Source organism: Actinoplanes lobatus, from assembly GCF_014205215.1.
Taxonomy (GTDB): domain Bacteria; phylum Actinomycetota; class Actinomycetes; order Mycobacteriales; family Micromonosporaceae; genus Actinoplanes; species Actinoplanes lobatus.
This window is the reverse complement of record NZ_JACHNC010000001.1, coordinates 9664431-9685065: the sequence shown is the minus strand read 5'-3', so window position 1 is coordinate 9685065 and position 20635 is coordinate 9664431. Positions and strand designations below refer to the sequence as shown.

At 73.2% G+C, this 20635-nt stretch carries 18 protein-coding genes; 8 read left to right on the top strand and 10 right to left on the bottom strand.

The window, feature by feature from the left end; all coding sequences use genetic code 11:
• Positions 1 to 570: 570 nt before the first annotated feature.
• Positions 571 to 1575, top strand: a complete 1005-nt coding sequence (locus tag BJ964_RS44055; RefSeq protein ID WP_188126203.1) for a hypothetical protein — start codon at positions 571 to 573, stop codon at positions 1573 to 1575.
• Between the two features lie 183 nt (positions 1576 to 1758).
• Positions 1759 to 2898 carry a SigB/SigF/SigG family RNA polymerase sigma factor gene (locus BJ964_RS44050; protein ID WP_188126202.1) on the top strand — a complete coding sequence of 380 codons (1140 nt, stop codon included), beginning with the start codon at positions 1759 to 1761 and terminating at the stop codon, positions 2896 to 2898.
• Positions 2899 to 2902: 4 nt separating this feature from the next.
• On the opposite strand, the gene BJ964_RS44045 is transcribed toward BJ964_RS44050, so the two are convergent.
• Genes BJ964_RS44045 through BJ964_RS44035 form a run of 3 tightly spaced genes read right to left on the bottom strand, consistent with a single transcriptional unit; the run spans position 2903 to position 6104 of the window.
• On the bottom strand, positions 2903 to 3628 hold the full coding sequence (locus BJ964_RS44045) for an STAS domain-containing protein (protein WP_188126201.1): 726 nt from the start codon (positions 3626 to 3628) through the stop codon (positions 2903 to 2905).
• Between the two features lie 52 nt (positions 3629 to 3680).
• Positions 3681 to 5309 carry a CheR family methyltransferase gene (locus BJ964_RS44040; protein ID WP_188126200.1) on the bottom strand — a complete coding sequence of 543 codons (1629 nt, stop codon included), beginning with the start codon at positions 5307 to 5309 and terminating at the stop codon, positions 3681 to 3683.
• Between the two features lie 54 nt (positions 5310 to 5363).
• Positions 5364 to 6104 (bottom strand): ATP-binding protein, encoded by a 741-nt coding sequence (locus BJ964_RS44035; protein WP_188126199.1) that lies wholly within the window; start codon positions 6102 to 6104, stop codon positions 5364 to 5366.
• A gap of 179 nt (positions 6105 to 6283) precedes the next feature.
• Here BJ964_RS44035 and secA2 point away from each other — a divergent pair, with 179 nt between their 5' ends.
• The 4 genes from secA2 (at position 6284) to BJ964_RS44015 (ending at position 10761) form a co-directional block, all read left to right on the top strand.
• Positions 6284 to 8575, top strand: coding sequence for an accessory Sec system translocase SecA2 (gene secA2 / locus BJ964_RS44030; RefSeq protein ID WP_188126198.1), 2292 nt, complete (start codon positions 6284 to 6286; stop codon positions 8573 to 8575).
• 354 nt (positions 8576 to 8929) lie between these two features.
• Complete coding sequence (locus BJ964_RS44025) at positions 8930 to 9499, top strand: winged helix-turn-helix domain-containing protein (protein ID WP_188126197.1); 570 nt, start codon at positions 8930 to 8932, stop codon at positions 9497 to 9499.
• A 3-nt stretch (positions 9500 to 9502) separates the two neighbouring features.
• The gene (locus BJ964_RS44020; RefSeq protein ID WP_188126196.1) at positions 9503 to 10135 is read left to right on the top strand and encodes a nucleoside/nucleotide kinase family protein; all 633 of its coding nucleotides are present in this window, start codon (positions 9503 to 9505) and stop codon (positions 10133 to 10135) included.
• Between the two features lie 200 nt (positions 10136 to 10335).
• On the top strand, positions 10336 to 10761 hold the full coding sequence (locus BJ964_RS44015) for a TraR/DksA family transcriptional regulator (RefSeq protein ID WP_188126195.1): 426 nt from the start codon (positions 10336 to 10338) through the stop codon (positions 10759 to 10761).
• Positions 10762 to 10865: 104 nt separating this feature from the next.
• Here the strand turns inward: BJ964_RS44015 and BJ964_RS44010 are convergent, their stop codons facing one another.
• Positions 10866 to 11291, bottom strand: coding sequence for a DUF72 domain-containing protein (locus BJ964_RS44010; protein WP_229806828.1), 426 nt, complete (start codon positions 11289 to 11291; stop codon positions 10866 to 10868).
• A 54-nt stretch (positions 11292 to 11345) separates the two neighbouring features.
• Here BJ964_RS44010 and BJ964_RS44005 point away from each other — a divergent pair, with 54 nt between their 5' ends.
• A complete protein-coding gene (locus BJ964_RS44005) occupies positions 11346 to 11516 on the top strand; it encodes a hypothetical protein (RefSeq protein ID WP_188126194.1) in 171 nt (56 codons plus the stop codon).
• On the opposite strand, the gene BJ964_RS44000 is transcribed toward BJ964_RS44005, so the two are convergent.
• The 5 genes from BJ964_RS44000 to BJ964_RS43980 form a co-directional block, all read right to left on the bottom strand.
• Complete coding sequence (locus BJ964_RS44000; RefSeq protein ID WP_188126193.1) at positions 11485 to 12189, bottom strand: hypothetical protein; 705 nt, start codon at positions 12187 to 12189, stop codon at positions 11485 to 11487. The two genes, BJ964_RS44005 and BJ964_RS44000, sit on opposite strands and share 32 nt — an antisense overlap.
• 19 nt (positions 12190 to 12208) lie before the next feature.
• Positions 12209 to 15016, bottom strand: a complete 2808-nt coding sequence (locus BJ964_RS43995) for an FtsK/SpoIIIE domain-containing protein (protein WP_188126192.1) — start codon at positions 15014 to 15016, stop codon at positions 12209 to 12211.
• Positions 15017 to 15058: 42 nt separating this feature from the next.
• Complete coding sequence (locus BJ964_RS43990; protein ID WP_188126191.1) at positions 15059 to 15964, bottom strand: hypothetical protein; 906 nt, start codon at positions 15962 to 15964, stop codon at positions 15059 to 15061.
• A gap of 4 nt (positions 15965 to 15968) precedes the next feature.
• Positions 15969 to 16229 (bottom strand): hypothetical protein, encoded by a 261-nt coding sequence (locus BJ964_RS43985; RefSeq protein WP_183219414.1) that lies wholly within the window; start codon positions 16227 to 16229, stop codon positions 15969 to 15971.
• Between the two features lie 285 nt (positions 16230 to 16514).
• Entirely contained in the window at positions 16515 to 16955 is a 441-nt protein-coding gene (locus BJ964_RS43980; protein ID WP_229806823.1) for a hypothetical protein, read from the bottom strand.
• 119 nt (positions 16956 to 17074) lie between these two features.
• Between BJ964_RS43980 and BJ964_RS43975 the strand changes: the two genes are divergently transcribed.
• Positions 17075 to 19600 (top strand): ATP-dependent Clp protease ATP-binding subunit, encoded by a 2526-nt coding sequence (locus BJ964_RS43975; RefSeq protein WP_188126190.1) that lies wholly within the window; start codon positions 17075 to 17077, stop codon positions 19598 to 19600.
• Positions 19601 to 19645: 45 nt separating this feature from the next.
• Here BJ964_RS43975 and BJ964_RS43970 read toward each other — a convergent pair whose 3' ends face one another.
• Positions 19646 to 20629, bottom strand: coding sequence for a LysR family transcriptional regulator (locus tag BJ964_RS43970; protein WP_188126189.1), 984 nt, complete (start codon positions 20627 to 20629; stop codon positions 19646 to 19648).
• Positions 20630 to 20635 lie beyond the last annotated feature (6 nt).

Genomic DNA, 20635 nt, shown 5'->3' with positions numbered 1-20635 from the left:
ATGCCACCCGGCCCGGCGACTCCCGGGCTCGGCGCTCCGGGGACGGCCGGTGGTCCTGGGTTCCAGGATCCGGGGATGGCTGGTTCGGGCGTTCCTGGGATCGGTGATCCGGGGATTGCCGGTTCGGGGATTGCCGGTTCGGGCCTGGCTGGTTCGGGCCTGGCTGGTTCGGGGCTGGCTGGTTCGGGGCTGGCTGGTTCGGGGATTGCCGGAGTGAGCGTTCCTGGGTTCGGTGAACCGGGGTCGGCTGGCGCGGGTGTTCCCGGGTTCGGTGGTTCGGGGTCGGCCGGTGCGGATGACTCCGGGTTCGGTGATCCAGGCCCGGGTGGTTCGGGTTTCGTGCCGGGTGGCGCGGGCGCGCCGGAGGCTACTGGTCAAGGGCTCTACGGAAGCGCTGGTCAAGGCTTGGACGAACCGGTGGCGGGCGGCCGAGGACGGAGCCCGGCCGGGCCGGATGCGCAGGGGCATGGCATGGCCGGGGCCGGTGGCTTCGGAACCGGAGGGCCGGACCCGGCGGGTCAGGCGGCATCCGTACCGGGATCGCAGGCACCCGCCGGGGGCGGCCCCGCCGTGGGCAGCCCGCGCGCCCCGGAGGATCTGGACGAGTCGATCAGGCGGCCGCCGCTCCACAGCCAGCAGAACCGCCCGCTCGACGCGCCCCGATTCACCCGCTCGGCGCGCCCCGCACAGGCGGCCGGCAGTGGGGTCACGACTTCTCCCGCGCCCGATGCGGCGACCGCTCTCCCGGCGGCCGGCGCGTCCGCTCCCGCCCGTCCGCCGTTCCAGGTGCCCGACATGGGCCAGCACAGTTCACCCACGCCGGGCGAAGGGACGGCGACCGGGGATCCGGCGGCGGGTTCCGCCCGTCCGCCGTCGCAGGCGCCGGACATGGGGCTGGGCGGCACCGCCCGGTCGGCCGGTCAGCAGGATCTGGGCCGTTCTCCGTTGCAGGCGCCGGACATGGGCCAGGACGGCACCGCTCGCTCGGCGGACGCGGGTCAGCAGGGCCCGGCCCGTTCTTCGCTGCAGGCTCCCGATGTGGGCCGGCACAACGAGCCCACCCGGAGCCCGCTCCAGCCGCCGGATTCCGGTCAGCAGAATGCCCCGGCCCGCAGCCCGTTGCAGGCGCCGGACATGGGCCAGTCTGCGAGCCGGGCGGCGGATCTGGGGCAGTCGACGGGCCGGCCGCCGTTGCAGGCGCCGGACATGGGGCAGTCCGCGGGTCGGCCGCCGTTGCAGGCGCCGGATCTGGGTCAGAGCGCGGGCCGGCCGCCGTTGCAGGCGCCGGATATGGGGCAGTCGACGGGTCGGCCGCCGTTGCAGGCGCCGGACCTGGGGCAGCACAGTGCCCCGGCCCGCAGCCCGTTGCAGGCGCCGGACATGGGTCAGAGTGCCCCGCCCGCCGCGGGCCGGCCGGGAGCGGAGGCCGCGCCGGCGGAGGACGGGGGCACGCCGTCCGGTCTGCCGTCGCGGGCCGGGGCGGCGCCGGTCCGGCCGGGTGAGCCCGGCGCGCCGAAGGGGCACGACGACGCGTCGGCCGCGCCGAGTGGTCTGCCGCCGCGGCATACGCGGTGAGCCGGCGAAGGACGGCGCGACCCCCGTACACCGGAGGTGTTGGGGCGGTGACCGGATCGGGCGGTAGCGTCCTGATGGCCGGGAAGGTGACGGATAGTCGGTTTTGGACTGGTTCCGACACTCCCGGCGGAGGACTGCCGGTGAGGCGGCGTCTCCGTCGGGGACGTACCGGGAAGGGGTGACATGCCCGTGCGAGGTCAGTTCGGTGAAGCGGCCGACAACACGCTCGAGGATCTCGACACCGCGGCACTGGAGTTCGCGGCGGGCCGGGAGGGCGCCACCCCGGCCGAGGCCGAGCTGCTGCGCGAGGACCTGCTCCGGCACTGTCTGCCGTTCGCCGGGCGGCTCGCCCGCCGCTACCGCGGCCGGGGCGAGCACATGGAGGATCTCGAGCAGGTGGCCCGGCTCGGCCTGGTCAAGGCGGTGGACCGGTACGACCCGGGCCGCGGCTCGTTCACGGCGTACGCGGTGATCACCATCTCCGGCGAGCTGAAGCGCCACTTCCGGGACCGCACCTGGGGCGTGCACGTGCCCCGGCGGGTTCAGGATCTGAGTCTCGAGGTGGGGCACGCCTCCATGGTTCTGACGAGCGCGCTCGCCCGTACCCCGACGGTCGCGGAGCTCGCGGAGCACCTGGGGGTGAGTGAACCGGCCGTGCTGGAGGCCGTCGAATCGGCCGCCGGATATTCGCCGGCGTCGCTGAACGCACCGGTCGCCGGGGACGGGGCGGCCGAGTTCGGTGATCTGATCGGCGAGGTCGACGAGGATCTGGAGTCGGTGACCGACAAGTTGACCGTCACCGATCTGCTGTTGCGCCTGCCGGCCCGGGAGCGCCGGATGCTGGCGATGCGCTTCTACGGCAACCGTACCCAGGCGGAGATCGCCGCCGAGCTGGGCATCTCGCAGATGCACGTGTCCCGGCTGCTGAGCCGGGCCCTCTCCTGGCTGCGCGAGGCGATGCTCAGCGACGCCCCGCCGCCGTGGGAGGGCGAATGCCGGGCCGGGCACCAGCACGGCATGGACGTCTCGGTGACCCGCGACGGCACGGCGCTGCGGGTCCGGGTGTGCGGCGAGGTCGACCGGGACACCGCCGAGCGGCTGCGGACGGGGCTGCGGCACGCGATCACGACGGGCGGGGCCGCCTCGGTCGTGGTGGATCTGACGGCTGTTCCGCTGCTCGACGCGGCCGGTGTGTCGGTGCTGCTCGACGCGGTCCGGGTGGCGGACCGGGCGGGCCGGGAGATCCGCATGTCCGGCGCCCAGCCCTATGTCGCCCGGATCCTGGCGGTGTCCGGCCTGGCCGGTGTGCTGCGGCACTGCTGACGGTTCACCGGCGCAGCGACGCCCACACCACCTTGCCGTCTTTCGACGGCAGCCATCCCCACGTGTGCGCCAGTTCCCCGACCAGCAGCAGTCCGCGCCCGCCGGCGGCCTCCGGGGTGATCTGCCCGGGCGGCTCCGGCAGCACCGGGGAGCCGTCGCGGACCGCGATGTTGAGATAGCGGGGCCGCAGCGTCAGGTGCAGCGTCATCATCGTGTGGACGTGATCGACCACGTTGGCCACCAGCTCGGTGGCGATGAGGCTGGCCGGGGCGACGAGATCGGGCAGGTCCCAGCGCAGGCACGCCTCGGTGGCGACGTCCCGGCCGTGCCGGGTGGAGCCGGACACCGGCAGCAGCTGCTCACTGAGCGACGGCCGGATCCGCCGTTCGTCGGGCAGGTGGGCGGTCGCGCCGGCCAGGTCGTCGTAGAGCGGCAGCCCGCGGAAGGCGCCGGCGAGCAGCAGCCTCCGGGTCTGCGCCGACGGCCCGCAGATGAGTACGGGGGTGCCGGGCCACCGGGCGGCCTGGCGCAGCACGGCGGTGAAGGCGGCCAGTGCCAGCGACTGGACGACGTGCAGCCCGGCCAGGTCCACGAGCAGGGCGCCGGGCTGTTCGGCGAGACATTTGAGCAGGCGCTCGCGCAGCGCGCCCGCATCGGTCAGTTGAAGTTCGCCGGTCACCGCGATGACCAGGTTCGCGCCGTCGTCGCGCGTCTCGCACCGGATCGTCATGGCTTCGCCTTCCTCAGGGCGGCGGCTTACCCGGCGGCGTGGGTGGTAAACGTCAGGCCGTCTCCATCACGATGATGGCCCCGTCGCCGTCGGCGGGACCCCCGTCGCGCCGCCGTAGCGGGGTGCACGCGACCCGTACCGTTATCGGGCGCCCGCGCCGGTCGACCGCGTCGAGTTCGGTCTCGGCGGAGGCGCCGCCGGCACCGAGTGAGCCGCGCAGCAGCGGCCGGACCCGGTCGATCGGCAGGCCGATGTCGAGGTTGAGGAAGTGCTGGCCGATCACCTCGCCGGAGCGCAGGCCCCACAGGTCCTCGGCGTGCCGGTTCCACATTCGGATCCGCAGGTCGGCGTCGACCACCGCGACGCCGGCCTGGAGGCTGGTCAGCACCGTCTCCAGGAACGCGTTCGCCTCGTCCAGCCGGGCCGTGCTGATCCGCAACCGGTCGTTGATGCTCTGCAGCTCGTCGTTGGTGGACTGGAGTTCCTCGTTGGTGGTCTCCAGCTCCTCGTTCGTGGACTGGAGCTCCTCGTTGGTGGTCTCCAGCTCCTCGACCGTGGACTGGAGCTCCTCGTTCGTGGTCTCCAGCTCCTCGTTGGTCGACTGGAGCTCCTCGTACGCCGCCTCGAGCTGCTGGTTGGCGTGCTCCAGCTCGTCCCGCAGGTCCCGGAAGGGCCGGCCGATGTCCCGCGAGGACACCCCGAACAGCTTCTCCAGCTGCCGGTTGGAGAGCGCGACCAGGCCGTCCGGGGTGAGCGCGAGCTGGGCCGGCGGGCTGGCCGTGAAGGTCTCGGTGCGCGGCTCGTCCAGCCCGGTGACCCGTCCGGGGACGGCCTGCGGCGGATCGGTGAAGACGACGCCGGGGGCGTACGGGCGGGGGACCCGGCGGAAGACGCGCCGTTTCAGGTCGATCGGCGTGAACAGGCTGGAGTGGCTGAGCAGCATCTCCGCCTTGCCGAGGAAGAGCACGCCGGTCTCGGCCAGGGCGAAGTGGAACCGGCCGAGGATCTTCGCCTGTGTCCCGGCGTTGAAGTACATCAGGGTGTTGCGGCAGGTCAGCAGGTCGATCCGGGAGATCGGGGCGTCCTGCACCAGATCGTTGCGGCCGAAGATGACCGAGCGGCGCAGGTCCTTGCGGAAGACGAACCGGCCGTTCACCTGCTCGAAGTAGCGCTCCACCAGCTCGGGGGCGAGATCCTGCACCTCGCGTTCCCCGTACGCCGCCTGGCGGGCCTCGTTGAGCTGCTCCTCGTCGACGTCGGTGGCGTAGATCTTGACGCGTTCCTTGAACTGCTCCACGCCGAGGATCTCGGCCAGCGCCATGGCCAGCGTGTACGCCTCCTCGCCGGAGGCGCACCCGGCCGACCAGACCCGGATCATCGAGTCGCCGGGTTTGCCCGTCACCATCGGTTCGAGGACCTCGTCCCGGAGGTACTTCCAGGCGTCGGCGTCCCGGAAGAACGCGGTCACGTTGATCAGGATGGTGTTGAAGAGCGCGGTGAACTCGTCCGGGTGGACCTGTAGATGGTCCAGGTACTCCGGATAGGCGGGGGTGTCGACCTGGCTCATCCGGCGCCGCACCCGCCGCATCAGGCTCGAGCGTTTGTACCCGGTGAAGTCGAAGCCGCGGGTCTCCTTCAGGTACGCCAGCAGCGCTTCGAAGGTCGGGTCCGTCTCCTGCACGTGTCGGAACTTATCGCACGTCACGCCGGATCGGCCTCGGCGGAGCGCGGGGTGTCATCCGGCGGCGCCGGTGCTGAGCCGGCTCCAGACGACCTTGCCGTCGCTGACCGGCAGGACACCCCACGTCTCGGTGAGGTCGCGGATCAGGCGCAGGCCGCGGCCGCCCATGTCGGTGACCCCGGGGTCGAGGGAGCGCGGCATACGGCGGTCGCGGTCGCGTACCGCCACGATGAGCCGTCCACCGCGCAGCCGCAGCGTGAAGTCCATGCTGGTGTGGGCGTGCCGGACCACGTTGGCGACCAGTTCGGTGGCGACCAGCGCGGCCGTCGGCGTGACGTCGGAGCGCTGCCAGCCGGCGCATGCCTGGGTGACGAGGTGGCGGACCTGGCGGCAGGCCTCGGGCACCGGCCGCAGGCGGGCCCGGACGGCCGGCGGGCCCGGCTCGGCCCGCGCCCCGGCCAGGGACCGCGGGGGGCCGTCGGCCAGTTCCAGGCCGGCGCACCCCGGTTCGGCGGCGAGCGCGGCCCGGGTCGCCGGGTCGGCGCCGCACACCACGATCGGCACCGCCGGGAACTCCTCGGCCCGGCAGACGACCTCGCCCAGGGCGGGCAGGGCCAGCGGATCACCGATGCGTAACCGGGTGACATCGAGGATCATCCGGGACGGCTGCACCGAGAGGCTGCGGCGGATCGCCGCGCCCAGCGCGTCGCCGGTGATCCGGTCCAGGGTGCCGCTGACGGCCAGGACCGCTGCCGGAAGATCCTGCTCCGGACGGCAGACCAGCTGACTGGGCATTCCCCTTCCTCCTCCGCCGGCGGATGTCGACCCCTTGAGGTGCCCTGCGCCCGCCCGGACCAAACGCCGGAAAGAAACTCCTGGTCACCGTCATGGAGCCGCCGGTGGTGATCACCTTCTGATGGGCGGGCGGGAGTCAGCCGCCTGAGACGGGGCAAAATGAAGTACCGTTGCGCGCCATGGGTGTGTCGCAGCGGCTGAAGAGCCGGTTCCGCAAGTTTCTCCAGCGTCCGGGTACGACGGTGGACCTGGGGCCGTTGTCGAAGCGGCTCGGTGCGATCGAGGCGCGCGAGGACGCGCTCGGGGAGCTCGACGACGCGGCACTGACCGAGGCCGCCCGCGAGGCGACCGACTACGCCGAGATCTGCGCGATCGGGCGCGAGGCGGCCCGCCGGGCGATCAGCCAGCGACCGTACGACGTGCAGCTGCTCGGCGCCATGGCGCTGCTCGACAAGCGGGTCGCCGAGATGGCCACCGGTGAGGGCAAGACGCTCACCGCCACGATCGCGGCGTACGGTCACACCCGCCTCGGCAACGGCCCGGTGCACGTGCTCACCGTCAACGACTACCTCGCCAAGCGCGACGCCGAGTGGATGGAGCCGATCTACACGCTGCTCGGCCTCACCGTCGCCTCGGTGACCGAGCTGATGACGCCGGAGGAGCGCCGGGAGGCGTACGCCGCGGACGTCACCTACGTGTCGGTCAGCGAGGCCGGCTTCGACTACCTGCGCGACCAGCTGGTCACCGACGTGGCCGACCGGGTCCAGCGCGACCTGGCCACCTGCATCGTGGACGAGGCCGACTCGATCCTGATCGACGAGGCCCGGGTGCCGATGGTGCTGGCCGGCAGCACCGCGGTGGAGAGCGACCCGGTGCACGACGCCGCCGCCCTGATGAAGGAGCTGCGCAAGGGCAAGCACTTCGAGGTGGCCGAGGACGGCCGCAGCGTGGCGTTCACCGACGACGGCCTCAAGCACGTCGAGGAGCAGCTCGGCGGCATCGACCTGTACGCCGACGACCAGGTCGAGGTCCTCTCCGCGGTGAACGTGGCGCTGCACGCGCACGCCCTGCTGCGCCGCGACGTCGACTACATCGTCCGCAACGGCGGCGTCGAGCTGATCGACGAGATGCGCGGCCGGGTGGCGCAGCGCCGCCGCTGGCCGGACGGGCTCCAGGCGGCCGTCGAGGCGAAGGAGGGCCTGTCCGCCACCGCCGAGGGCGAGGTGCTGGACACCTGCACGGTGCAGGCGTTCATCGCGCTCTACCGGACGGTCTGCGGCATGACGGCGACCGCCGTGCACGTCGGCGAGCAGCTGCGGGAGTACTTCAAGCTCGAGGTCGCGGTCATCCCGTCGAACACCCCGAACATCCGTGAGGACGACGTCGACCGGATCTACTCGGCGCACGACATGCGCGACGAGGCCCTGGTCGAGGAGATCAAGATCGCCCACGAGTCGGGGCGGCCGGTGCTGATCGGCACCCTGGACGTGAAGGCCTCCGAACGGCTGGCCCGCCAGCTCGCCGACGCCGGGGTCCCGTCCAGCGTGCTGAACGCGAAGAACGACGCCGAGGAGGCCGAGATCATCGCGGAGGCCGGCGCGCTCGGCGCGGTGACCGTCTCCACCCAGATGGCCGGCCGTGGTGTCGACATCCGCCTCGGCGGCAGCGACGAGAAGGACCGCGACCGGGTGGTCGAGCTCGGCGGGCTGTACGTGATCGGCTCCGGTCGCCACGACAGCCGCCGCGTCGACGACCAGCTCCGTGGCCGGGCCGGCCGGCAGGGCGACCCGGGCCGCTCGGTGTTCTTCGTGAGCCTCGAGGACGAGCTGGTCCACCGGCACGCCGGCGACATCCTGCCGGCCTCCCCGCGGATGGACATCGACGGCGTCGTGCACGACTCCCAGGTGGAGTACGCGGTGGAGCACGCCCAGCGGGTCGCCGAGGGCGTGAACCACGAGATCCACAAGAACACCTGGCGGTACAGCGTCGTGATCGAGCAGCAGCGCCTGCTGCTGGCCGAGCGCCGCGAGCGCCTGCTCACCTCCGAGGTGGCGGCGATCATGCTGCTGGAGAAGGCGAAGGAGAAGGCCGAGGAGACCGACGAGGACGTGCTGTCCGACTCGGCCCGCGCCATCGCGCTCTACCACCTGGACCGGCTGTGGGCCGAGCACCTGGCCTACCTGTCCGAGGTGCGCGAGGGCGTGCACCTGCGGGCGCTGGGCAAGCTGGACCCGCTGGACGAGTTCCACCGGGCCGCGGTGCCCGCCTTCCAGGAGCTGCTCACCCAGGTCGAGGCGCGGACCATCGAGACCTTCGAGGAGGTCGACCTCGCGGACGGCTGGCAGCCGGACCGGGCGGAGATCATCCGGCCCAGCGCCACCTGGACCTACCTGGTGCACGACAACCCGTTCGGCTCCGAACTGGACCGGCTCATCGCGGCCGTCGGCCGTCGCCTCACGTCGGGCGGCTGAGAGATTGCTCTCCCGGGGGCGCCGCCCGTGCGGCGCCCCCACCGGTTCCACCATTTCGGCGGTTCGAGATCTTCGCCGCCGGCTCCGTGGCCACCCGAGATCGCCCCATGGCGACGGGTCCCCACGTCGAGGTGTGTCACGTTTCACCGCTACCCGCGTTCGGCAACGTTTAATGAGGCTGACAGAAAACGTTCCCGGAATGCATTTGTGTGACGCGCGACAATATGGAACGTCTTTCCCACACTGTGGTTGGCGACTTGACCCGCGATCGGGCGGGCGGGAAATATCGTCCCCGCTTTACGCACAGTGATCAGTCATATTCGCTTGCCGCAGCAAATTCTGGGGGATACACCAATGCCGGTCAGCGCATTGTCGCCGCGAGCCGATCGTCGATCCGCCGGACCGGGCCGGGGCGCCGGTCGTCGTTCCGCCGAGCCCGCGCTGACCGTGACGCTCGCCATTCCGCTCACCGGAGACGCGATATCGCCACAGGCGCACCGATTGCTCGCCGCGGTCCGTGAGCTCGTCGAGCTGAGCCGGGGGACGGTGACCGTCGAGCAGGCCGTGCCCGTGGACCCCGCCGAGCCGGTCGCTGACGAGCCGGAGAGCGTTCTCGGGGGGCCGGAGGTGCGTCTGCTCACCGCGTCGCGTCAGGCGCTGCTGGACGGGGAGGCGCTGCCGCTCACCCGGCTCGAGTTCGACCTCCTGCAATATCTCGCCGAGCGGCCCCGCCGGGTGTTCACCCGGGCGCAGCTGCTGGCCGCCGTGTGGGGCTACGAGCGGGCCGGCGAGCGGACCGTGGACGTGCACGTCCGCCGGCTGCGGCTCAAGCTGGGCGGGCAGCTCCCGCTCATCACCACGGTGTACGGCGTGGGCTACCGGCTGGCCGACGACGCCCGCATCGTGGTCCTGCCGCACGACTGACGGATGCACGTCCGCCCGCTCTCCTTCGAGGTCCTGGTCGAGGATCTCGCCGACCGTCTCGCCAGTCGGGAATCCGACAATCGAATTCGGGTGGCCGTCGACGGGGCCGACGCCGCCGATCCGGCCCGCCTGGCCGACGCTCTGGTCGACCCGCTGCGGGTCCGCGGCCGCCCCGCGGTACGGGTCGAGACCAGGGATTTCCTGCGCCCGGCCTCGGTGCGCCTGGAGTTCGGGCGGACCAATCCGGACTCGTTCTACAGCGGCTGGTTCGACGAGGCCGGGCTGATCCGCGAGGTGCTGGCCCCGGCGGGCCCGGACGGCTCCGGGCGGATCGTCGAGCGTCTCTGGGACGCCACCGCCGACCGGGCCGCCCGCCAGCCCTACCGGCAGCTCCCCGCCGGCGCGATCGTGCTGGTCAGCGGCCCGCTCCTGCTCGGCTCGGGGCTGCCGTTCGACTTCGCCGTGCATCTCGAGCTGTCCCGGGCCGCGCTGTCACGGCGTACCCCGGCGGGCGCCGCCTGGACGCTTCCGGCGTACCACCGCTACACCGCCGAGGTGGCCCCGGAAACCTTCGCTGACGTGGTCGTTCGTCTCGATGACCCGAAGCGCCCGGCGCTGGTGGTGAGTGACTGGTGACGCTCGGCACAAGACCCGTGTGCCGAGTCCGTGGCGGATCCGACCACTGACAGTTATGCTCCGGTTACTTTTTCGCGGGGGTCCCGTTTGGGATCTCCGGCGGTGGGTATCGACCGGCTCCACATGTGGAGCCGGCCGGGACGAGGGTGACCCGGCGGATGCTCCACCGGCTGGGGCTGAGGGAAGGGCAGGGGGACTGCATGCTCGTCAACGGAGCGGTTGTTGCGGGTAAGGGCGCGAGCACGTCGAAGGGCTTACGTTCGGTCGAGGAGATCGAGCAGATCCGGGTGATCCTGCAGAGCCGATTCGAGGAGCTCAACACCGAGTACGAAGAGGCCGTCGCCCAGAACACCCGGCTTCGGCTGGTCGAGATCGGCGACGCGGCCGGCGACGACCAGGCCGACAGCGGATCGAAGACGGCGGAGCGCGACGCCGCGACCTCGCTGTTGCGGACGCTGCTGGACCGGCGGACCCAGGCGGAGCACGCGCTGCACCGGCTGGACGAGGGGACGTACGGGAACTGCGAGGGCTGCTCGAACCCGATTCCGGTCGAGCGCATGGAGGTGTTCCCCTCGGCCACCACGTGCGTCAACTGCAAACAGGTGCGCGAGCGCCGGGCCAGCTGACCGGTCGTCCGGGCCCGTCCGTGCGGCGGGCCCGGGATTCGCCGAATCCGGCGACGTCATTTCCAACAATGGTGGCGACCACCACATGCGCAATTCCGCACCGATTACCGGCGCGGCCGGACCCGCGGAACCCGGCTGATCCGCCGATCGCGGCGCTCCGCCTCGGCCGCCATCACACCGGCGTCGATCACGGCGCCACCCGGATCGTTGTTGAAGAACACAAAGAATTCCGGTCCGTCGCAGCGGTCCGGCCATGACGTCAGCGCCGCCCGCCCGTAACGGGGCCAGGGTTTCGCGGCTCCTTCGTGAAGCCGTAGATATCCGAAATCCGCGGTACGCCAGAGCGGGGTGACCGGCCGCCCGCGACGGTCGGCCCAGCAGAGCGCCGCACCGCGCCGCCGCAGTTCACCTCGACCGTCGCGAACGCCTCCGCGTACTGCCCCAGCCACGCCCGCTGCGGCAGCCCGGCGGGACACAGAAAGCCGGTGGCGTCGGCCCCCTTCTCCGGCCGCCAGTCGCGGTACCGCCATCCCGAGGTCCCGATCCACAGCATGCCGCCCTCATACCCGGGTAACTTCCGTCTCATGACGGACGCACCCGACGAACAGCAGACCGAGGAGCCGGAGGAGCAGTCCGGCGACTACGAGTACGACGAGGCGCACGGCGGCGGCGACAGCGGGCCCGACGTGCCGGCCGCCCTCCGCGAGGAGGCGCAGCGGCGGGTCAGCCTGGCTGGGCGAACCGCACCGCGCTGAACAGCAGCCCGGCCGTCAGCAGGCCGGTGCCGAGGACCGTCACCACGGCGGCCGTGTCCAGGCTGGTTCCACGGCGGTCGGCGATGAGCTTCGCCGTCACCACGGCCAGGACCGGGCAACAGAGCAGCACCAGCAGCGCCACCACCGGGGCGGCCTGCTGCCACTCGCCGCCGGCCGCCGCACCGGTCCGGGTGACCAGCAGGTTGCCGGTCACCCCGAGCAGGCCGCCGGCCAGCCCCAGCAGCACGAAGCCCAGCTTGGTGCCGAAGGTGATCGGCCGGGCCGGAGGCGTGTACTTGACCCGGCTCTCCACCTCGTCCAGATAGTCCGCCGCGTCCCGGTCACCGCGCTGCCGGGGGATGCTGGCCGGCGGCAGGGTGCGCCCGAACCGCTCGGCGGCCGGCCCGATCCGGTGCACGAACTCCGACCACAGCCCGGCCGCCCGGGCGTCCACGTGCTCCAGGTCGCGCCGGGCCCGGCGGACCGCCAGCTCGGCGTCCTCCATCTGGCCGGCGGCCTCCCGGACCGCGGTGTCGGCGGCGGCCCGGCGCTCGGTGTGCCAGCGGTGTGCCTCGTCGCGCAGGGTGGCCGCGCGCTCGTCCAGGGTGGTGAGGCGGCGCAGCACCGTCCGGTAGTCGGCCCGCTCGAAGTCCGCGGGCTCCAGCTCGCTCACGGCGCGACCTCCACTCGGGTCATGAGTTTCCGTACGGGATGAGCACCTCGGCGCCGCGGTGGACCGAGCGGTCGAAGTGCAGGGCGCGCCACGGGCGTGGGTACCAGTTCGGCGCCCCGGTCCCCGGGTAGTACGGCGCCAGCTCGCTGCCGTGCACGTCCAGGGCCACCCAGGAGCCGATCGCGTCGGTCCGGGCGGCGTGCCCACCGAGACTGTCCCGCAGCAACCCGGCCCCGCGCCACCAGCCCAGCACGTGCAGCCGCCGCTCCGGGCCCTGCCGCAGCACCGTGCGCAGCTGGTCACCGGCCGCCTTGCCGCCGGGCAGCGCGTCGGCCGCGTAGATCAGGATGAAGTGCGGCCGGTCGGCCGGCCACGCGGCGGTCGCCTCCGCGGCGGCGTCCTCGAGCAGCCAGTCCACGTTCTCCGCGTCGTACCACCCGCAGTCCGGGATCCGCGCGTGCAGCGCCTCGGCGGCCGCCCGGGCGTCGGCGTCCAGGCAGACCACCGAGAACCGGGCACCCTCCGGGGTGAACTGCGCGGCCAGCGAGCGGCCCGCGGTCGCCAGCACGGCACAGGCCTCGTCCACCCGGGTGCCGAGAACGGCCAGGTTCCGGCCGGGGGCACGGCGCAGCACGGTACGGGCGGAGCGTGCCGTCACGTCGATGGTCTCGCCGAGCAGGGCGATCGGCGCGGCCGGCGACGCGGCGGCCCGCAACCCACGGAAGTCCGGGCTGTCGGCGAGTTTCGGGACCACGTCACCGTCGAACAGCCGGGGCGGCCCCATCTCGGGCGGGCGCCGCCGCCACAGCCGGTGCTGGAGGGCGGACCACTGCTCCCGGTCACCGGCGGCCGGCACCCGGACCACCCGGTTCGCCTCGGTCGCGCCGGAGTCCGCGTTCACCACGGCGTGGTAGCGGGGCAGCGAGTCGGCCGCCGCGTTCGTCTCGGCCAGCACCCGGCGGGCCCGGGGCAGGGCGATCCGCAGACTGAACTGGGCCACCAGCGCCGGCCGGCCCCACAGCGCCTCGATGCCGGACACGTCCTGACTGGCCAGGATCAGGTGGATGCCCTGGGAACGGCCCCGCCGGGCCAGGTCCTCGAGCAGGTCGACCGCCTCGGCGGCGACCGCGTCGCGGCCGGCCAGCAGGACCTGGAACTCGTCGACCACCGCCACGATCCGCGGCCACGACCCCTCCGGATCCTCGGCGCGCAGCTCGGCCAGGTTGGTGACCTCGTGCTGCTTGGCGGCGTCGGCCCGGCGCCGCAGCTCACCACTGAGGAACCGGAGCAGCGCCAGCCCGAACTCCCGGTCGGTGTTGACGTTCACCCCCACCAGGCGCACGTGCGGCAGCCACGTCGGGTCCCGCCGGCCCGGCGCGAACCGGGCGAACGACACGCCCTCCTTGAAGTCGAGCAGGTAGAAGGCCAGCTCGCGGGGGGAGTAGCGGGCCGCCAGCGCACCCAGCCAGGCGTAGATGAAGTTGGTCTTGCCGGTGCCGGACGGTCCGGCGATCAGCGCGTGCGGCGGATAGTCGCTCAACGTCACCAGCACCCGGGGACCCTGCGGGCTGTCGCCGAGCGGCGCGGTCAGCCCGGTGGCCGACTCCTCCCGCCACTCGTCACCGGCGCCCGGCAGCAGGCTGTCCAGCGCCACCGGGGCCGGGCCGGCGGCCACCGCCTCGGCGATCTGCCGGCAGGTCACGGTCACCAGGGCCGGCGGCGGGCCGGGGTCCAGGCGGACCGGCAGCGCTCCGGCGCCCCCGATCCGGGCACCGTCACCGGGAGCGGCCGTCACCGACTCGACGTCCGGGCCCGGCTGCACGGACAGCCCCCGGATCACCAGGTGCACCCCGCACGCCGCCCCGGTACGCAACAGCCGGTCCAGCTGGGACCGCTCGTGCCGGGACAGCTCCCCACCGCCGAGCAGCACCGCCACCCGCCACGGCTCCGGGCGGCGCTTGGTGGCCCGGTGCAACTCGCGCAACGACGAATACTCCCCGGCCAGGACCGTCTCGTTGATCCGCCGGACGTGCCCGACCAGTTCGTCGAGCAGCTTCTCCAGCCCGTCCGGGCCGACGAAGGTGAGCACCCCGGCGCTGGCCAGCGGCGCGAACCCGGCCAGGCCACCGCCGAGGCTCTCCGGGTCGTACCCGATGATCTGGACGTGCCCGGGCGGGCTGCTGCCGAGCGCCCGCAGCAGCAACCCGGCCGCCACGTCGTCACCGGCGCGCCGGTCGCCCTCGATCACGATGTGCCCGTGGTCGAGCAGCCGCACCAGGGCCGGCACCTCGGGCGGCCCGTCCTCTCCGGCCGGCCCGGTCACCGGCGGCGGCTCGCTCTCCGGCCCGGCCGGCGGCTCGGCGGCCTCGCCCGGCGCGCCGGCCCACGCGCCACCGGCCCAGGCGTCGCCGTCGCCCGGCCCGGTGGTCCCGGGGCGCTCGGTGCGCACCGGTGACGGCACCGGCGCCTCGGGCAGCATGAGGCGGCCCACCCGCAGCTCGGCGGCGGCGTCCAGCGGGGTCACCTCCCAGCTGTGCCAGGGTTCGCCGGCCGCGCCCGGCGCCGCCCGGTCGGCCGCGCCGGCCGCCGCGCCGGCCAGCGCCGCCAGCTCGGTGTCGTGCCAGGCCTCGATCTCACGGATCCGCTCGTCCCGGGTCGCGGCCAGTTTCCGCCGGCGCGCCGTCACGGCCGTGCCGACCTTGCGGTGCCGCGCCTCGGCCTCCTCCAGGGCCGCCTGCGCCCGCTCCAGCGCCACCTGCGCGGCGCCGAGCGCATGGGACAGCCCGGCGCGGATCTCCATCACCCGGTGTTTGGTGGATTCAGCCATGACCTGCCGGCATCGTCGCAGTTACGGAAATCCGGGCGCGGCTCACCGGTCGTCCTCCGGGGCGCCGGGGCGGGACCGGACCGGCTCCGGCGCGTCCGGGGACAGGGCGTCCGCGTCGCGGCCCAGCCGGGCCAGCAGGATCCCGGTCAGGACGCTCGCGGTCACCGCGGTGTCGGCCGGGTGGCCCGGCGGCCGGTCGCCGCGCTTCTCCTGCTGCTCCTTGACCGGCACCCGGCAGATGCGGTCCAGCAGGGTCTCCAGCACCCCCGGCTCGGTGCCCGGCAGCAGCGCCCGGACCCGGCCCTCCGCCGCGGTCCGCAGGCGGGGCACGTCCTCCGGGCGGGGATCGTGGCCGAGCAGGTCGCCGGCCAGCCGGTGCAGCACCGGGGGAGTGACCGCGGACAGGCCCAGGCCGGTCGACGCGTTCACCGCGTGCAGCTCGCGCCCGAGCCTGGCCCGGTCGCCGGAGCGTACCCCGGCGGCGATCCGGCGCAACAGCTCGGCGGAGTCCGGGGACTCGCCGGACCCGGAGCGCTCGCCGGACGGCTGCTCGCCGGTGAGCTCGGCGACCCGCCGCTGCCACCACGGGCCCAGCGTCTCCACCCGCTCGGCCTCGATCCGCTCCGGGCGGGGGCGCTCCTCCTCGCGGCGCAGGCCCTCGCGCCACTCCTGGCCGGCCGGGGCGCCGGGCACACCGGTCAGGCCGAGGACCGCGAGATAGCGGTCGAGGGCCTCCTGGGCGCCCCGCAGGGCGGCCGCCGCGTTCTCCACGTGCTCGGTGGCGTGGCCGAGCCGGGCCACACCGATGTCCTGACTGGACTCCTCCTGGACCCAGCGGATCAGCTCGGTGGCGGCGCGCAGCTTCTCCATCGCCGCCGTCACCAGCCCCATCGGCAGGTCGTCGGAGGTTGCCCGGAGCTGGGCGCCGAGTTCCTGGAGCAGCGACATCGCGTCAGAGGCTCGCCGTGTAGGTGTGCGCCTGCTCGACCGCCGCGACGGTGGCGTTGAACCCGTCCTCCAGCTGCTGCTCGGCGTGCGAGAGCGAGGCGTGGGCGGCGCCGACCGCGTCGTTGGCGCTGCCGTCGAGAGCGGCGGCCAGGCTCTGCTGGGCCTCGCCGAGCTTCTCCTTCGCTGCCTGAATCGCCTGTTGCCCCTCGGTGACCTGCTGAAGCGCGGCCTCCACGGCAGCTCTGAGTTCGGCGACACTGGCCACCCGGGCAGCCTCCTGTGCGGGTTTCACGACTTGCGGTCCCAGCCTACCGCCCGGTTCCGGCCCGGCTGTCCTCGGTCGCCCGGATTTGGCAGACCGTGCCAGGCGCGGCACGGCACCGGGTTCCCCCGGCACGGCCGAAGATCGCGCAGGTGGGATCGTATCGGACGAAGATCCACAGTGGAGACAGGGGGCCCGTCGTCCCCGGATCGGCGGTGACATGACACCCGTCCCCCGGGTGACCGACACGCCCTCGACCGTGGGCCGGGCGGAGAGCCGTGGGGAACGTCAGCGGGGGACCGAGGAGGGGCCGCGGACCTCGGCGCCCAGGGCGGTGACCCGGGCACGGAGCCCACGGTCGGCGGTCACCACGACGGTGCGCCTGGTGGCGGCGCTCACCCGTACCAGATCAACGATCTTGTCATCGCCGGAGCCGGCGGCGCGCTCGACGCGCACGCCGCCCGGAGCTTGCGCGATGTCCCTGGCCCGGCCCTCGACCACCAGGACCACCTCGACGGGGGCCGGGACGTCCGGGAGGCCGGCGGCGGGCACCGCGGCCAGGCGGTCACGGAGCCGCTCGGCCGCGCCCGCCCGGTCGCGCCACCAGCCGTCCGGAACCGAGCCGACGACGTTCGCGCCGTCGACGACCACCAGCGGGACATCGGGGTCGCGAGAATCGGGCGCCAAGAACTCCGGGGTCAGGGAGGGTGGATCGGAGGGGGCAACCATGAAGTTGAGCCTACTGGAGTCAAGTTTTCGCGTGATCCGGCGGCGTGAGTTTGCCGCCCGGGAGGCCGGGTAGCCCCTTGCGGGGACCCAGGCTCGAGGTACCAGGAGAAGAGAGACAGATGAGCATCGGACCGTTCGGGCCGGCTGGGCCCGGCCAGTGGGACGACCTGTTCGCGCAGTTCTTCGGTGCGGCCGAGCCGCGCCGGTCGGCGCAGCGTTTCGACATCGCGCGTTACATGAGCAACGACGCCCGGCAGGTGCTCGCCGATGCGGCACGCCGGGCCGCCGAGCTGGCCGGTGGCGGCCGCCCGGCCGACCTGGACACCGATCACCTGCTCTGGGCGGTGCTCCAGCAGGAGCCGATGAAGCAGACCGTACGACGGGCCGGTGCCGACCCGGACCGGCTCCTCGCCGAGATGGGCCGCCCGGCGGAGACGCCCGGCGGCCTGCCGGACAGCATCGCGCTGACCCCGGCCGCCAAACGGGCGCTGCTGGACAGCCTGCAGATCTCCCGGGCGGTCGGCGCCTCCTACATCGGCCCGGAGCACATCCTGATGGCGCTCGGGCTGAACACCGACTCCGCGGCCGGCCGGCTGCTGGCCGGGCGCATCGTCGACCCGCGCACCATCCCGCACCACAGCGAGCTGCCGAAGCCGTCCGGCGTCACCCACACCCCGGCCGCCCCCACGCCCACGCTGGAGCAGTTCGGCGTGGACCTGACCGAGGCGGCGCGGCGCGGCGAGATCGACCCGGTGATCGGGCGGGCCGAGGAGATCGAGCAGGCGGTCGAGATCCTGTCCCGGCGCACCAAGAACAACCCGGTGCTGATCGGTGAGGCCGGCGTCGGCAAGACCGCGATCGTCGAGGGCCTGGCCCAGCGGATCGTCGACGGCGAGGTGCCGCTCACCCTCCAGGACAAGCGGGTCGTCCAGCTCGACCTGGCCGGGTTGGTGGCGGGCACCAAGTACCGCGGCGACTTCGAGGAGCGCCTGAAGAAGGTCATCGACGAGATCCAGGCCTCCGGCGACAACCTGATCGTCTTCCTGGACGAGATCCACACCCTGGTCGGGGCGGGCGGTGGCGGCGAGGGCGGCGGCATGGACGCCAGCAACATGCTCAAGCCGGCGCTGGCCCGCGGGCGGCTGCGGGTGATCGGCGCGACCACGCTCGACGAGTACCGCAAGAACATCGAGAAGGACGCGGCCCTGGCCCGCCGCTTCCAGCCGGTGCTGGTCGGCGAGCCCAGCGTCGAGGACACCGTGGCGATCCTGCGCGGCCTGCGGGACAACTACGAGGCCCACCACCAGGTCCGGATCACCGACGAGGCGCTGGACGCCGCGGCCGTGCTCTCCGACCGGTACGTCACCGACCGGTTCCTGCCGGACAAGGCGATCGACCTGATCGACCAGGCCGGCGCGCGGGTCCGGCTGCGTACCAAGACGCCGGACGCCGACCGCCGTGAGCTGGAGCGCCGGCTGGAGCAGCTGTCCCGGGACCGGGACCAGGCGGTCGCCGCCGAGCACTACGAGCAGGCCTCCGGGCTGCGCGACCAGATCAACTCGCTGAAGGCGAAGCTGGCCGGCGGTGGCGCGGGCGCCGCCGGGGTGCCGCAGGTGACGCCGGACGAGATCGCCGAGGTGGTGTCGCGGTCCACCGGCATCCCGGTGGCCCAGCTCACCGAGGCCGAACGGGATCGCCTGCTCCGCCTCGAACAGCACCTGCACGGGCACGTCATCGGCCAGGAGGAGGCGGTCACCGCGGTCGCCGAGGCGGTCCGCCGGTCGCGGGCCGGGCTGGGCGACCCGAACCGCCCGGTCGGCAGCTTCCTGTTCCTCGGCCCGACCGGCGTCGGCAAGACCGAGCTGGCCCGGTCGCTGGCCGAGGCGCTGTTCGGCGAGCCGGACCGGATGATCCGGCTGGACATGAGCGAGTTCCAGGAGCGGCACACGGTGTCGCGGCTGGTCGGGGCGCCGCCCGGGTACGTCGGCTACGGCGAGGCGGGTCAGCTCACCGAGGCGGTCCGGCGGCGGCCCTACAGCGTGGTGCTGCTGGACGAGATCGAGAAGGCGCACCCGGACGTCTTCAACATCCTGCTCCAGGTGCTCGACGACGGGCGGCTCACCGACAGCCAGGGGCGGACGGTCAGCTTCAAGAACACCGTCCTGATCATGACCAGCAACCTGGGCGCCGACCTGATCAACGGGAGCACCCGCAGCGTCGGCTTCGGCGGCGCGGAGACCGGCCGGTCCCCCGGCGAGGAGCTGCGTGACCGGCTCGACCGGCGGCTCAAGGAGCAGCTGCGGCCCGAGTTCATCAACCGGATCGACGAGATCATCATCTTCCGGCAGCTGGACGACGACCAGCTGCACCGGATCACCGAGATGCTGCTCGAGGAGACCCGGCGGCGCCTGCACGCGCAGGACGTCGCCATGGACATCACGGCGGCGGCGGTGGACTGGCTGGCCGAGCGGGGCTTCCAGCCCGAGTTCGGCGCCCGGCCGCTGCGCCGGACCATCCAGCGTGAGCTGGACAACCGGCTGTCGAAGATGCTGATCGCGGCGGATCTCGCCCCCGGCCGAACGGTCCGGGTGGATGCCCGCGACGGTTCGCTCACCTTCGATGTCGCGCTGACGGCCGCGGTCTGATCCGGCGTGGCGACGGGCGCCCTCACGCCAGGGCGCCCGTCCGCGTCACGCCGCGGCCAGCTGACTGCTGCCGCCACCGAGATGGGTCTGGGTGCGGATCCACTCCATGTAGTTCTCGTTGCGGGCCAGGATCTCCTGGTACGCCTCCTGCGCGTGGTCCATCAGGTTGGGCGCGCTGCGGGCGGCCTGCGAGTCCGGGTGCCAGCCGAGGATCATCCGCCAGCGCAGCGGCGCCCCCATCAGCGGCCGGCTGACCAGCCCGGCCGGCGCGCGGAAGGTGGGCTGGCAGAGCCCGATCGCGGAGCCCAGCTCCACCATGTCGACGCAGTTGCGGACGTCCGACTCCAGCACCCGGCGCGGGGCGAAGCCGGCCCGGGCGCAGGCCGCGGCGAAACAGTCGGCGAAGCAGCCGTCCCCGGCGCTGGCCACCCAGTGCTCCTCGGCCAGGTCGGCCAGGTCGACCTCCATGTTCTTGGCCTGTGGGTGGTCCTCCGGCATCAGCACGCAGACCGCGTCGATGCCGATCGTCTCCCAGACCAGTCCGTACTCCGCCGAGGGGATGGCGTCGCCGCAGACACCCACCTGCGCGTAGTCCAGCTTGCCGGCGAGCACCATGCTCGACAGCTCGGAGATGTAGTACGACGCGTGGGTGGAGATCTGCGCCTCCGGCTGGGTGGCCGACAGGCGGTGCACCAGGTGTGCCACGACCGGGCCGCTGATGGCGCCGATGCGGTACCTGCTCATCGTGTCGTGCCCACCGCCGGCGGCCAGCCGGGCCGCCTCGTCCTGCAGACCCTTCATCGCTGGCAGCAACACCCTGGCACGGGACAGCACCAGCTCTCCCAGGGCCGTGGGGCGCGCGCCCCGGCGGTCACGATCGAACAGCGGGCCACCCAGAGTGCGCTCGATCCGCTGGAGTTGGGCGGTGAGTGCCGGCTGGGCAAGGCCGAGTTGTGACGCGGCCTTGGTCACGCTGCCGGTCTCCGCGATGGCGCAGACCACCTTCAGATGCCGCAGCTCGAGGTTCATAGCGTG